The sequence below is a fragment of the Ancylomarina subtilis genome (genome assembly GCF_004217115.1).
GTDB lineage: Bacteria > Bacteroidota > Bacteroidia > Bacteroidales > Marinifilaceae > Ancylomarina > Ancylomarina subtilis.
Window position 1 is genome coordinate 2,471,397 of record NZ_SHKN01000001.1, and the last position, 14,242, is coordinate 2,485,638.

A 14,242-nucleotide genomic window follows, 5' to 3' on the forward strand; every position below is an offset into this window, starting at 1 on the left:
TTGCCTTTTTATGAATCACCCATATTTGCTTACCAAAATGTTTTTCTGTTAAATAAAAAAAGCTGCCCCCATGGGCAGCTTTTAATATCTATTAATTCTTAGATAGATTAATTATCAGCAACAGCCTCCAATTTCATAGTTCCTGTTTTTGCAGCACCATCATAATACTTATAAGTCACTTCAAAAACATCACCAACCTTTAAAGAATAGTTAGCCTTAAGAATCTTTGTTAATTTCTCAACTATAACAGCCTCATCCTCTTCATCTTCGCCTGAACGGGTATCAAAGTTCCCATATCTTCCATTCCCCACAAGCTCATAATCAGCAGCAGTCAACTCATATGTTTCAGTAGCATCCTTTTCAGTCTTTATCAACTTGATAGGCGGTACGTAGATCCAGATTTTATCCTTAAATGCAACCATGGCACTTCCATCTACAGTAGTAGCTGTTAACATCCATTTTGTTTCTTTATTGAAAGTATACTCGTCAACACGAAGTTCAGTTACACCTGAGTTGTAGTACTTATAAATAATAAGTTTTACCTCATCATCTTGTGCATATGCCCACTTATTATTCATGAAGGTTGGAAGATAATGATTTGGATCAGCACTAGAGCTAAAGTTTCCGTACTCACCAGGTTGACCATCACCATCACCCATTAATTTATAATCATTATACTCCAATGTGTAGGCAAGAGCAAGATTATTCTCCTTATCATCAAGAACTTCTAAATCATTATCAATTTGATTCCAGACACTTCCATTGTACATATAAAATTGATGCATTGTATTAACATACATACTCCCTACTTTAGCAAACTCGGGATTTGGACCAGCTGAAGTACACTCAAACCTTACCATATTATCTTTAGTAGAACCGTCATAAACACTGTATTCTACGATATATATGATTTTCTTACCAGACGCATCATTAATCTGAGCTTCAGGAAATTTAGCCTTTAGAGCAATAATTACAGCTTCAATTTGACGATTGTAAATCAAATCTTCAAGATCAGCTTCATCCATATCCTTATACTCATCTTTTGCCATCCACTTACTAGTTCTTGCTTCAAAGTTACCATACTTAGAATTAGCTCCGTAATAGTATTCAAGTGTTCCATCTACTAAATGCTTTTTAGTATCATCAGCTTCAACAGATGCTAAAATTACACCAAAATCATCCTTAGACATTTCAAATTTCTCAGATGCTTCTATAGAAACATCTTCAAATTTATATGATTTACTAGCTGCACCTTTTGAGATCAACTTTTGAACATCGCCTTTTACAGCATCAGAGTAAGCTGCCTTTAAAATTTCATCAGCCTTATCACCTGATTTTATATCAGATGTAAAATATCCTAAATCAGCAATAACACCTCCAATAGCTGTATACTCACCAGTACTTACTTCATGCTCATTTCTATAGTTTGACAACTCCTCAGACTTTCCTCTGTAATAATCAAACCAAACTTTATACTCAACTCCAGTCTCACCATACAACATCTTATTAGTTAAGATTTCTGGTAAGAACTCAGCAGCTGTTAGAGATATTGAGAAGTTTTTATAATTCTTAACATCCTCATTAGTTGACAACTCAAAATCAGCATCAACTAATCTATATCCATCTTCAATAAGCGTTTTATCTGAGTAAAACTTCTTATCAGCTAACTCTTCTGCATTAGCCTTGTCTACTTCATCATACACATCCTCCATTGGATCACAAGAAGTGAAGGTCAATGCCAGAATTGATGCCATATATATTAATTTCTTCATCTGTCTATATTTTTTTTATTAAACAAAAGCTAGATTAAAACTTAACTTTTAAACCTGCTGACCACGTTCTTCCAAATCCATAGTATACCAAAGCATCATTAGATATATGATTTGTACCATCCTGAGCCTTTGAAATATACTCTGTATCAAAAACATTATTCATATTTCCATACACAGAAGCCTTTAATCCTGCTATATCAAATCTATAGTTGAAACCTAAGTCAACTAGGCCAACATCCGGCATTTCCCAAGCATCACCAAGAACAGAATCTGCACCACGCTTAGATGCATCAAAGTCTGCATAATGCTTTCCATAATAAAGATAGTCAGCACTTAATCTTAACTTTGGCAATACTTCATAACTAATAGAAGCTGAACCTGTCATTTGTGCTGAATTACCAACATGAACATCCTTAATTAAAGCACTAAACTCTCCAAGAAGTTCGTTAGTATCTTCATCATATTTAGCTGCATACACATCATCCTCATAGGTCCAATCTCCAAGAGAGAACATTAAATTAACACTCAATTTTTTAGATGGTTTATACTCTGCTTCAAATTCAATTCCTTGGTGTAATTGATTTAAACCACTTAGGTTAACCTTTTCTTGTCCTAATGACTGAACTAAACCTCTATCTTTCCATTGAGTTCTATAAAGAGTCACCTTAGCATTAAAGTTTGGAGCGTCATACTTATAGCCAATTTCAGAAGTTATGATCTTTTCATACTTCACATCCTCATTTATATCATTTTTGTAATTCAAGAACACATTAGAAAAATATGGTGTTCTCTGAACGTAACCAGCGTTACCAAATACAGAATGAATAGAATTGAATTTATAGCTAACACCTGCTTTTACATTCCAAGGGAAGAAGTGTTGCCAGTCTGTCTCCTGATTTCCTGGCTTATACTGGAAATAATCTACACGCTTATACGATTTTCTTGAGAAAGCTGCAGAAACAAAACCAGTAACATTATCACCAGCATATTCAGCCTGACCGAATAACCCAGTATATAATACCTTACCATCATTATAGTAAGAGTACTTGTCTCCTTTTTTCAGCCATTCATCTTCTTCACGGTTCATATCTGAATTATCAAGGAAAAAAGCACCACCTAATAGATCTTCAACTTCTCTATAGTGCTCACCTTTATAATATCTTAAGTCTAACCCACCAGTATAAGTAATCTGGTCTTTAGTTGTTGACAATGAAGATAACAAACCATACCAAGAGTGATTATTAACTGAATTACCAACAATAGCTTGTGAACCTTCAGCAGTATAAGTTGCATTTCTTTCAGCTACACCATCAAAATCTAATAAGCCATCACCTGTTCTCATAATCTCAGGATCATCTTCTCCAGTCTTATTGTTTACGCCTAACCACTTAGATCCCATAGCACCGGAAATTCGACGTCCACCACCTGATCCTATAGACCCATAAAGAGATGTAGTTAATAAGGTTTCATCGTTGATGTTCCAATAGTGATTCAACTGTGCTTGTGGTTTATGGTAGTAATTATAACCATATCCACCTCCATATATCTTTCCTTCACGAATACCATAATCAGAGTTATATTTCTCCTCATGCTTATTTTCGCGATACTGCTGGATTGTGTGTTTATTTCCTCTTTGGTTATGCCATTGTGGTGCACCTGTAATCATGAAAGACATGGTGTGTTTTTCATTGATTTTTTTAGAAACATTTGCATAGTATGACCAAGCATCAAAGTCAGTACCTCTTACATAACCATTCCCATAAGTATGTGAACCTAATAATGTAACTGCCCAACCGTTATCCATTAAGCCAGTCGATACTGAAAATAATTGTTTTCTATAACCAGCATTACCAACACCTGTTTTTACAACACCACCTTTTTCTGCATCAGTTGATTTTGTAAGGATATTAATTGTACCTCCAACAGATGAAAGACCAAGCTTAGATGCTCCTAAACCACGCTGAACCTGCATGGTTCTGGATACGTCGGAAAGACCAGCCCAGTTTGACCAATAAACCTTACCGTTTTCCATATCGTTAACAGGAATACCGTTAATCAATACCCCAACGTTGTTTGAGTCAAAACCACGAACATAAACTGTTGCATCACCAAATCCTCCACCTTCTTTCGAAGTAAAGATTGATGGTGTGGTTTTTAAGATTTCAGGATATTCCTGAGCCCCCAACTTATTTTCAATTAATTCAGCACTAATTGTTGAAACAGCTACTGGTGTCTGACGGTCAGTAACAATAGAAGCCATTACGCTTACTTCATTAAGACCAACAGCATCTGATTCAAGTTTAATTGTACCAAAATCTTGTGTTCCGTTCAATGTCAGTTCCTTATCAAGGAAGCCCACAAAACTTACTAAAATTGTTTTAGTTCCATTAGGTACCTCCAAAACAAAGGCGCCATCAAAACCCGTAACTGTTCCTGTTGCTGTACCAGGAATAACAACAGAAGCACCAGGTAAAGTTTCATTGGTACTCCCATCTACAACCACTCCTTTCACAGTGGTTTGAGCAATAGCTGCAACAGACAACATCATCAGTGCTGCCATTGACAAAATACTTCTCATCGCTTTTTTCATAAAATGAATTGTTAGATTAGTGATTTTGTAGCCCTCAGGCCACAGAAAAACATTTCACCCTCACTGAGAGATCCGGATCACAAAATGGTTGTTGAACTCAAACGTTTTCACGTCCTGAATTCGTTCACAAAAATGGTTAGTTAAATATAATTTAACAAAAATTAAGAATCCTATTTTTAGGTATTCATCGCTTTTTTTCAAATGTTCATCGAAAAAAATGTGATTCAGTCATCTATTACAGACTTTTCTCTCCGATTTATCAATTCCAATAAAGGATAAACACATTCCAAAAACAAAAAAACTTAAAATGGGTGACTGAATATAGCATTTTTTTAGCTAAACCAAGATTATCACCTTGATATAAAGAACTTAAACCATCTACAAACAAACTCAACACACACTAAACTGCTCGGAATAGCAGGTATTCGAAGCCTTTTTTAAAAGCATCTAAATATGCATATTCAATTGATTTCAGACTTTATTTCTATACTTCAATTCCCACAAATATTTTCAGAACGTCAACACTGCAAAACAAGCAAATTAATCAAGCTTTCATGTTAACTCTACCTTAAGATATTAAACAGAAAACGTTTCCTTAAAATTAAATTCGGCAAAATTGATATTTTCACAAAAATAAACTGTACTTTTGCAGCCGCATTTAAAGCAAGACAATCAACTCTAAAACAATGATTATAATTAAGTTATTGATTGTAAGAAATGCACAATATGGATTGCAAATTTATTCTGTAAATACTCTGGGAAATCACTTTTAGCAATTTGTATTAAACATCATCATGGAGATAAGTTGTGATAAAGATCTGAAATTTGTGATTATCTCCTTAGTTAAGCCAATAAGAACATGAGAAAACTAAGAAACATTGCCATTATCGCCCACGTAGACCATGGGAAAACAACATTGGTTGATAAAATGATAATGCACAGCGACATTTTCAGAAAGAATGAAACTCCGGGTGAGTTGATTCTAGACAACAACGATTTGGAGCGTGAACGAGGCATTACAATTCTATCGAAAAACGTTTCTTTAGAATATAAAGGTGTTAAAATTAATATTATTGACACACCAGGTCACTCCGACTTTGGTGGTGAAGTAGAGCGTGTATTGAACATGGCTGATGGGGTTTTGCTTTTAGTAGATGCCTTTGAAGGAACCATGCCTCAAACTCGTTTTGTATTGCAGAAAGCATTGAACTTAGGTTTAAAGCCAGTTGTTGTTGTCAATAAGGTTGACAAACCTAACTGTCGTCCTGAAGAGGTTCAAGAGCAAGTTTTTGACTTGATGTTCAACCTTGAGGCAAATGAAGAACAACTAGACTTTCCAACCATTTATGGTTCGGCAAAACAAGGCTGGATGTCTACCGACTGGCAAAAGCCAACGACTGACATTACGGCTATTCTTGATGCAGTTATCGAATTTATTCCTGAGCCTAAGACTATCGAGGGTACACCTCAGATGTTGATTACATCTCTTGATTATTCTGCTTATGTAGGTCGTATTGCTGTAGGTCGTCTTCACCGTGGTGAACTTCGCGAAGGTATGGATGTGACTTTGGTTAAACCTGATGGCAGCATTAAGAAACAACGAATTAAAGAACTACACGTCTTTACCGGTCTTGGAAAAGAACGAGTACAATCAGTCGCTTCAGGCGAGCTTTGTGCTTTGGTTGGTATCGATGGTTTTGATATTGGAGATTCAATTTGTGATGTCGAGAATCCTGAGCCTTTAAAGCCAATTGCAATTGACGAGCCAACAATGAGTATGTTGTTTACCATCAATAATTCTCCATTTTACGGACAAGATGGTAAATATGTTACTTCTCGTCACTTAATTGATCGATTGAATAAGGAGCTGGAAAAAAATCTTGCTCTTAGAGTTGAAGCAACTGATTCAGCTGATTCATACATCGTATTCGGACGTGGTGTGCTTCATTTATCTGTACTGATTGAAACCATGCGTCGCGAAGGTTATGAAATTCAGGTTGGTCAGCCACAAGTTATCATCAAAAATATTGATGGTGAAAAATGTGAACCAATCGAGATTCTATATATCGACCTTCCGGAAGATGTTTCAGGAAAAGCAATCGAGATTGTAACTCAGCGTAAAGGTGAAATGTTGACTATGGAACGTAAGGCTGATCGTATTCACCTTGAATTCCAGATTCCATCACGTGGTATCATTGGTTTAAGAAACCAAATGCTGACTGCAACTGCCGGAGAAGCTGTAATTTCACACCGTTTCCATGAGTATCAACCACATAAAGGTGTTATTCCAGGACGTATTAATGGTTCATTAATCGCTATGGAAACCGGACTTACTTTTGCTTATGCTTTAAATAAACTTCAGGATAGAGGAACATTCTTTGTTGCTCCAACAACTGAGATTTACGAAGGACAGGTTATTGGTGAAAACAACCGTGCTGGTGACTTGGTAATCAATGTGACCAAAACTAAGAAATTAACCAACATGCGTACTTCAGGTACTGATGATAAGGTAAGACTAGCTCCTCCAGTTATTCACTCACTTGAAGAAGCTTTGGAATATATCCAAGGGGATGAGTATGTTGAGGTAACGCCAAATAATATCCGTTTAAGAAAAATCATGCTTAAAGAAACTGATCGTAAAAGAGCAGGGAAAGCGTAATTCAGATCTTAAGTTTAGATACAAAAAGAGCCTTTGAGAAATCAAAGGCTCTTTTTTATTTTGTCAGATCTGACTGAAAGTCAACATCTATTTTTTAATTAACTTTTTTGCAATTCGCTTACCATCCTTCATATCAAAATTAATCAGATACATCCCTTTGGAGAGCTTAGACAAGTTGATGGTCTTTTCTTTGGTTTTGATATCGATGAGCGTTTTACCTGTGAGGCTAATCACCCTAACTCTAAGCACCTCTTCCTGAGCTGTGAGGTTGACAATATCATGTACAGGATTAGGGTAAAAACCAGGCTCTTTCTTTACAAAATCATCCAAATAATCTGTCGATATATTTATAGAATCAAAACCTTTTTCACTCTTGACATCGTAAAAAGAGGTACACACAGACACATCTGCTTTTGCATAGAAGGTCGATGTCAAAAGCAGAACAAGCAATAAGAAGAGATGTTTTTTTACAAGTAAAAGTCTCAGCATATATTATTTCCCTGAATACAGTTTAAATGCCCAACAAAATTGCCAGTGTATAAATATCTTTTGCAAGATAATAATTTATAGCTGAGCAACTCTCACATTCTAGCTATTTCACATTTTTTATTATTCCATTCCCTGAATATTGATGGTTAGCATTATTGAATTTTAAATATTAAATTTAGTAAGCTAATATCTGACATAACGCACTAATTCTATCCTGCAATGAGTGAATATAAAAATCTCAGCATAAAAAATTGGGCTCTTGAAGATCGTCCACGAGAGAAGATGATGTATAAAGGCTCAAAGAGCCTCTCTACGGCCGAATTGATAGCCATTATTATTGGGAGTGGTAACAGAAAACAATCCGCCGTAGAAGTGGCTAAAATGCTCCTGTCCGATAATCAGAATGACTTAAACGAATTGGCGAAAAAATCGATCCGAGATTTAATGAAAACGCCTGGAATCGGATCAGCCAAGGCCATCAGTATTATTGCTGCTCTTGAATTAGGAAGTCGACAAAAGTCATTCCCATCGAAACAAAAAATAAAAATCACCAGCAGCATGGATGCCTATGAAAGGCTGCAACCCTATGTCGAAAATCTGAACCATGAGGAATTCTGGGTGGTCTATCTCAACCGAGGCAATAAAATACTGGAGGTGAAAAATGTCTCGTCTGGTGGAATAACTGGAACTGTATTCGATATGCGACTAGTTTTTAAGGATGCCATTCTACTGGAGTCTACCAATATCATTTTGTGTCACAACCATCCTTCAGGAAATCTAACACCATCCGAAGCAGATAAAGATTTAACCGAAAAAACTAAGGAAGCTGGTAAATTAATGAGTATTGAGGTACTCGATCACCTGATTATTGCCGATCAAGGCTATTACAGTTTTGCAGATGAAGGACTTCTTTAATTATAAATTGATAATTATTAATTCATAATTAAACTAAAAGCGATAGTACAAGCCTACGGTGAGTGAAGCGGAGGTAATTTTATCAAATCCCAGATATCTGTATTTTTGGAGATCTGTCAACTCAATATCCGGATCGACAGCAGGTTTACTTTTCTTTTTCTCTAGCTTTTCTTCAAAATTTGGAATATAAGTATACTTCAGGTTGACATCCACAGCCAATGTCTTGCTTATATTGTACATGAAACCCACGCTAGGCATTAAGCCAAGTTTACTTGTTGATACAGAATATTCAGATCTTATAGGCGTATACGTGTTGGTTGGAGTAGACTCAACATGATTTCGATAGAGAAAATAACCAAAACCAATTGATGCATAGGGTCTGAAATCTAAATCGTATGCCTGAATAAAATATGTGCCTGTAAAGACGATAGGTATTATCTGATACTTGACATCATTCTTTACTCGTGTATCACCTGCCCAAAGGTCATCATTCTGTCCAAAATTCATAAAACCTAAGGAGAAACCAACACCAATTCTGGGATTCAGAAGCATCTTCGCATTTAAATTCAAATCCATTCCTGGTTTGCTTTCATCGGCAAAATCTCCTAAAGGTTTCACCACTCCCCCATTTAAGCCAACAATAAATCGATCTTCTTTATTGTAATATTGGGCAGAAATTGAAGAAGTTAATAGTAGTGTGAGGAAAGCTAAAAGCAGAATTTTCATAGCTTGGGGAATAAAACCTGTCAGGTTTAATAAGCAAAATAGGAATAAACCTGACAGGTTATTTAACTTGTCAGGTTTTATAAATAAAGGATTTATTCAATCACTTTTAGCTCTTTACCTACTTTGATGAAAGCAGCTAATGCTTTGTCAAGATGCTCTTTTGTATGAGCCGCTGACAATTGAATTCTAATACGAGCCTGCTCCTTTGGAACAACTGGGAAATAGAACCCAATCACATAAATACCTTCTTCAAGCAATTTAGCAGCAAACTGCTGAGACAAAACGGCATCATAAAGCATCAATGCATTAATTGCCGACTCAGAAGGCTTCACATCGAAACCTGCCTCACGCAATTGTGTGCTGAAATATTTTGCATTCCACATCACCTTATCGCGCAACTCAGTTGACTCACTTAGCATATCGAAAACTGCGATAGAAGCACCAACAATTGCAGGAGATAATGAATTTGAGAACAAATATGGACGAGAACGCTGACGCAACATGTCAATTACTTCTTTTTTACCAGTTGTGAATCCTCCTAAGCCACCACCAAGCGCTTTACCCAAAGTACTTGTGATGATATCAACGCGATCCATGCAATTGTGATACTCGTGCGTTCCACGACCAGTTTTACCAATAAATCCTGAAGAGTGAGAGTCATCAACCATCACCAAAGCATTGTACTTATCAGCAAGGTCACAAATCTCATTTAGTTTAGCAATATCACCGTCCATAGAGAAAACCCCATCGGTAACGATAATTCTGTAACGTTGAGCTTGAGAAACCTTCAATTGTGCTTCCAGGTCAGCCATATCAGCATGCTTGTAACGGTAACGAGCCGACTTACACAAACGTACTCCATCGATAATTGAAGCGTGGTTTAATTCGTCAGAGATAACCGCATCTTCCTTTGAAAAAAGTGGTTCGAAAACCCCGCCGTTAGCATCAAATGCCGCAGCGTAAAGAATGGTATCTTCAGTACCAAAAAACTTGGCAATTTTAGCTTCCAATTCTTTATGAATATCAGTTGTTCCACAAATGAAACGAACTGAAGACATACCATAACCATGTGTATCTAAAGCCTTTTTAGCACCTTCGATTACCTTTGGATGAGATGATAAGCCTAAATAGTTGTTGGCACAAAAATTTAATACTTCATCACCCGTTGATACTTTAATTTCAGCACCCTGAGGAGAAGTAATGATTCTCTCGTTTTTATACAAGCCCGATTCTTTAATAGATTCGATCTCACCAGCCAAATAGTCTTTGAATTTTCCGTACATAAGTATTTGTTGTATAGATTGAAATAACAAACCCGAAGCGTATCGGGCATGGATTGAATTTTAGTCTAAGGATTCTCAATCCGGATCAAAATTACAATAAAAATTCTTCAGGTTTATAAATCAAGAACTGATTTTAAACATTTTGTGAAAACTTGAGTCTTTTCTACCTATCTCAAACCTACATTGTGAAGTTCATAGCTTAAAACGATTCTAAATTATTGACAAGCAAACAGAACTCTCGAGCCTAAAACATCACGTGTCTACTAGGTAAGTAAACAAAAACAAATATCATGCAACATAGTAATATAAAACCTGACTATTGCTAAATAAAATTTTTATCATAACTTCAATAAATTAGAAACCTATAATATCATATAATGATAAACAGAAAAGTTTGCAATTCGATTAAGGATTGCATTGATTGCAAGAGATCAAATTTCTTAAATGGGTTTGTGACATTTATCTACCTAAGAAACTTATTCATCAATAATGAGCACAATAACTTTAAAATTCTCTCATATGAGAAAAGGCTGATTGCTTGATAGCCTATCAATAATCAAGCACAAACTAATACTATTAAAGTTTCAATTATGAAAAAACTAACAATTTTACAGGGAGCTAAGAAACTTAGCAAAATAGAACAAAAAAATATTATTGGAGGAAGACACAATACGACAGATCCCATTGATGGTGGCGGTAGCGGTGGTAACGGTGGAACCCCCACAAATATGGGGGTTTGTTTTGGTAGTCCAGTAATGATACCCTGTGATCAATACTGCTCAGACGGGACTCAACCTCTTTGTTCTAATTAATAATTGAAGAAAATGGCCCTGATATCTCAAGGATATCAGGGCCATTTTTTACCAGATATAATCTACAAATTCCGGGTGATCGATAAAAGGATTTCGATTCCCCTGAATCTCAAAAATTGTCTGATTTCGTTTCTTTTCGAAAGCATCAACAGGATCTTGCTTATTCCATTCTATTAGAGTAGAAAGTTTACCAATGTATGGACCACTACTTGAAACATTGTCATTTAATTCCAAATCAGGATTTCCATTCTCACCCTCGTATCGCACTGCCATATAAAACATCATACGTGCAATATCCCCTTTTACAGCATCACGAGGTTCCCAGGTTTTTGATGTATACCGACAGCCTGTCGCTTCGCTATGAATCGTCCCTCCATTATCAAAGTATTTTGTAGAACGTGACGTATTTACAGAACGGTCAACAGGGCGAAGATGATGGATATCAGTTGATGCAGGTTTAGATGTATCAGGATAACCGCCAAAACCTCGCGACTTGGCCCAAACGTGCTCACGATTCCATCGGTCACCATCCGTATTCCCGTAATAATCTTTCAAATATTTAGCCTGAGAACGTCCCGTATATAACAAAATCACATTATTCGGATTATCAGGATCTTCATCGGTTTGCATTAAAGCATCCCATACATCTATTCTACTCGACGACGTATAAGGCAATACCTTATTGTCATCAATTAATTCGTGAAGATCAGTTTTTAAATCTACTGAAGATATCCCATCAATTAACTTATAGTATGAATTATAGGCTGATGGGTTCTCAATATTTATAGTTCCTGACTTATTGGGTTTCAATTCACCTGGTGCATCATCGGCAGTTGTACAGGCAAATACGAACAAAACAATCAGTAATAGTACAGGTATTCTTTGCATGACTTATCGGTTTTCACCTCTCATTTAAGAAAAAATGAGAGGTCGAAATACATTTAGTTATTCGCAACGAAAATATAGTTGGCAAAATCCGGAAAATCGATAAATGGATTACGATTACCCTGAATGGAATAAATGGTTTCGTTACGCTTTTTCTCAAAATCGTCAACGGGATCCTGCTCGTTCCATTCCAAAAGAGTAGATAGAACACCATGTTGGGGATCTTCATTATCCTGTGGGTTATTAGTCAACTCTAAATCCTTTCCATCCTCTTTTTCGTAACGAACAGCCATATAAAACATCATACGAGCAATATCTCCCTTTACTGCATCACGAGGTTCCCAGGAATCGGAATCTGTTTTACATTCCTTTGCTTCAGAATGATAATTCCCTCCATTGTCGAACCATTTATTACCACGTGCTGAATTCACCGTTTTATCTGATGGGCGCAAATGATGTAGGTCAGTTCCTGCTCCAAGAGTTGTTCCAAAATCACCTCTCGATTTAGCCCAAACATGCTCACGATTCCAAAAATCATTCTGATTGTTCTTTGCTTTATTGGCTTTAGGTATTGATGTACCCAAATAAAGCAAAATTACATTGTCTGGATTGTTTGGATCTTCATCAGTCTGCTCAAGTGCACGCCACACATCCATATCTGAACTGTTGTCGGTATATTCAATCTGGGTATGGCCTTTAATCAAATTATGAAGAACCGTTTTTAAATTCGCTTGATCATATCCTGAAATCGATTTGTAATAACCATTATAAGCCGTTTCAAATTCACTTGGTTTATTATCGCTATCGCTACATGAAAAGGCAAAGCTTGCGATCAACAAAATCAATAATATTCTGCGCATCTTCTTAAAAGTTTGTAATTAATATTTAGCAATTATATCAATCACTAATTGCTGATTGAAAATCGGCTTATTAGTCTTCCCAAACGGCAGTTTTCTTATCTCCAAAAATGTATTTCACTAATTCAGGATGATCGATAAATGGATTACGATTATTTTGGAAATCATATATCACATTATTGCGTCTGATCTCATAAGGGTCAACAGGATCCAATTCGTTCCATTTTAATAAATCATCCAACTTTCCATGACGCGCAGCAGTCCCTTGTGCTCCTAAATTATCTACTTTAAAACCATAACGAACAGCCATATAGAATATAGAACGTGCCACATCCCCTTTAGCACTTAGAGGAGGTTCATAAAATTGAGTATTCTTTGTTCTTGGTCCATTAACATCAGCAAAATCTAAATTCCCTCTGTTACCATTCTCACCTGCATCAGATGCTCTAAGATGGTGCCCATCAGTTCCCGGACCATTACTGGTTCCAAAATCGCCATGTGATTTAGCCCAAACGTGTTCTCTATTCCATCCGTAAGAAACTGAACTCACTCTGTCTTCTTTTGCAATACCACTTTCTTTATAAATTCGCCACACTTGTGATGCATTGGCTGGATTTTGATCTCCCTCCTCACACATGGTCCAAACGGTAGAATAAGACAATGCTTTGGCACTTGTCGAAATAATGGTCTTAAGCTGATTTCTCAATTCTGTTCCCGACAAAGACGAAGCTGATGTGTAATAATCCTTAGGAATGCGAACCGACATCATGTGCTGTCCCTCTTCCACTTTTGTAACATAGTCTTTTGGGGTGTAGGTTACGATAATTTTACCATCTGCATCCACTTTCGGAGTCAAGTAATTAACCTGATCAGGATTTGGTGTTGTCCCGCCATCGCCACCATTATCTGGCAATTCGGTTTCATCGGTTACATTATCGCTCGACGAATCGCATGAATAAAAAGCGATTGACAAGAAAAATAATAAATAAAGTGCTTTTCTCATTTTATTTGATGTTTTAGTTGTATTCCTCTTGGACACTAACAATTATCAAAATGACTCGTATCGAGACATCAAAATCAAGACACAAAAAACAGACATAATGATAATATCTTAAGGGGTGGAATTGATACCATACAGGACCGTATGACATGGGGCATAAAATGGTAGGGCAAAAGTAAGTAAAATCAACTGATTTTCAAGGGATCACCTTACAAATTGATTGTTAAAAAATGCAGATAACAAAAAAGCATCCC

11 protein-coding genes are annotated in these 14,242 nt (G+C 36.4%); 3 read left to right on the forward strand and 8 right to left on the reverse strand.

Features of this window, described 5'->3' with window-relative positions; genetic code table 11:
* Positions 1 to 107 precede the first annotated feature (107 nt).
* Positions 108 to 1,772 (reverse strand): hypothetical protein, encoded by a 1,665-nt coding sequence (locus EV201_RS10150; protein WP_130307458.1) that lies wholly within the window; start codon positions 1,770 to 1,772, stop codon positions 108 to 110.
* 34 nt (positions 1,773 to 1,806) lie between these two features.
* Positions 1,807 to 4,362, reverse strand: a complete 2,556-nt coding sequence (locus EV201_RS10155; RefSeq protein WP_242610472.1) for a TonB-dependent receptor — start codon at positions 4,360 to 4,362, stop codon at positions 1,807 to 1,809.
* An 859-nt stretch (positions 4,363 to 5,221) separates the two neighbouring features.
* Between EV201_RS10155 and typA the strand changes: the two genes are divergently transcribed.
* On the forward strand, positions 5,222 to 7,021 hold the full coding sequence (gene typA / locus EV201_RS10160) for a translational GTPase TypA (protein ID WP_130307459.1): 1,800 nt from the start codon (positions 5,222 to 5,224) through the stop codon (positions 7,019 to 7,021).
* An 87-nt stretch (positions 7,022 to 7,108) separates the two neighbouring features.
* Here typA and EV201_RS10165 read toward each other — a convergent pair whose 3' ends face one another.
* Positions 7,109 to 7,510: a T9SS type A sorting domain-containing protein gene (locus tag EV201_RS10165; RefSeq protein WP_130307460.1), complete on the reverse strand. Its 402-nt coding sequence runs from the start codon at positions 7,508 to 7,510 to the stop codon at positions 7,109 to 7,111.
* Positions 7,511 to 7,729: 219 nt separating this feature from the next.
* On the opposite strand from EV201_RS10165, the gene radC reads away from it, so the two are divergent.
* On the forward strand, positions 7,730 to 8,425 hold the full coding sequence (gene radC / locus EV201_RS10170) for a RadC family protein (RefSeq protein WP_130307461.1): 696 nt from the start codon (positions 7,730 to 7,732) through the stop codon (positions 8,423 to 8,425).
* A 33-nt stretch (positions 8,426 to 8,458) separates the two neighbouring features.
* On the opposite strand, the gene EV201_RS10175 is transcribed toward radC, so the two are convergent.
* Together EV201_RS10175 and kbl are read right to left on the reverse strand one after the other, a co-directional pair.
* Positions 8,459 to 9,151 carry an OmpW family outer membrane protein gene (locus EV201_RS10175; RefSeq protein WP_130307462.1) on the reverse strand — a complete coding sequence of 231 codons (693 nt, stop codon included), beginning with the start codon at positions 9,149 to 9,151 and terminating at the stop codon, positions 8,459 to 8,461.
* A 92-nt stretch (positions 9,152 to 9,243) separates the two neighbouring features.
* Complete coding sequence (kbl, locus tag EV201_RS10180; RefSeq protein WP_130307463.1) at positions 9,244 to 10,434, reverse strand: glycine C-acetyltransferase; 1,191 nt, start codon at positions 10,432 to 10,434, stop codon at positions 9,244 to 9,246.
* 590 nt (positions 10,435 to 11,024) lie between these two features.
* Here kbl and EV201_RS10185 point away from each other — a divergent pair.
* The gene (locus EV201_RS10185) at positions 11,025 to 11,246 is read left to right on the forward strand and encodes a hypothetical protein (RefSeq protein ID WP_130307464.1); all 222 of its coding nucleotides are present in this window, start codon (positions 11,025 to 11,027) and stop codon (positions 11,244 to 11,246) included.
* A 48-nt stretch (positions 11,247 to 11,294) separates the two neighbouring features.
* On the opposite strand, the gene EV201_RS10190 is transcribed toward EV201_RS10185, so the two are convergent.
* The 3 genes from EV201_RS10190 to EV201_RS10200 form a co-directional block, all read right to left on the reverse strand.
* Entirely contained in the window at positions 11,295 to 12,134 is an 840-nt protein-coding gene (locus EV201_RS10190; RefSeq protein ID WP_130307465.1) for an endonuclease I family protein, read from the reverse strand.
* Positions 12,135 to 12,187: 53 nt separating this feature from the next.
* Positions 12,188 to 12,991, reverse strand: a complete 804-nt coding sequence (locus tag EV201_RS10195) for an endonuclease I family protein (RefSeq protein ID WP_130307466.1) — start codon at positions 12,989 to 12,991, stop codon at positions 12,188 to 12,190.
* Positions 12,992 to 13,061: 70 nt separating this feature from the next.
* On the reverse strand, positions 13,062 to 13,991 hold the full coding sequence (locus tag EV201_RS10200; protein ID WP_130307467.1) for an endonuclease I family protein: 930 nt from the start codon (positions 13,989 to 13,991) through the stop codon (positions 13,062 to 13,064).
* Between the last annotated feature and the right edge of the window lie 251 nt (positions 13,992 to 14,242).

What these genes read in the sequence shown, in the direction of transcription:
- EV201_RS10150 (WP_130307458.1), bottom strand. Translation starts at nt 1,772, where the DNA reads ATGAAGAAATTAATATATATGGCATCAATTCTGGCATTGACCTTCACT.
- EV201_RS10155 (WP_242610472.1), bottom strand. Translation starts at nt 4,362, where the DNA reads ATGAAAAAAGCGATGAGAAGTATTTTGTCAATGGCAGCACTGATGATG.
- typA (WP_130307459.1), top strand. Translation starts at nt 5,222, where the DNA reads ATGAGAAAACTAAGAAACATTGCCATTATCGCCCACGTAGACCATGGG.
- EV201_RS10165 (WP_130307460.1), bottom strand. Translation starts at nt 7,510, where the DNA reads ATGCTGAGACTTTTACTTGTAAAAAAACATCTCTTCTTATTGCTTGTT.
- radC (WP_130307461.1), top strand. Translation starts at nt 7,730, where the DNA reads ATGAGTGAATATAAAAATCTCAGCATAAAAAATTGGGCTCTTGAAGAT.
- EV201_RS10175 (WP_130307462.1), bottom strand. Translation starts at nt 9,151, where the DNA reads ATGAAAATTCTGCTTTTAGCTTTCCTCACACTACTATTAACTTCTTCA.
- kbl (WP_130307463.1), bottom strand. Translation starts at nt 10,434, where the DNA reads ATGTACGGAAAATTCAAAGACTATTTGGCTGGTGAGATCGAATCTATT.
- EV201_RS10185 (WP_130307464.1), top strand. Translation starts at nt 11,025, where the DNA reads ATGAAAAAACTAACAATTTTACAGGGAGCTAAGAAACTTAGCAAAATA.
- EV201_RS10190 (WP_130307465.1), bottom strand. Translation starts at nt 12,134, where the DNA reads ATGCAAAGAATACCTGTACTATTACTGATTGTTTTGTTCGTATTTGCC.
- EV201_RS10195 (WP_130307466.1), bottom strand. Translation starts at nt 12,991, where the DNA reads ATGCGCAGAATATTATTGATTTTGTTGATCGCAAGCTTTGCCTTTTCA.
- EV201_RS10200 (WP_130307467.1), bottom strand. Translation starts at nt 13,991, where the DNA reads ATGAGAAAAGCACTTTATTTATTATTTTTCTTGTCAATCGCTTTTTAT.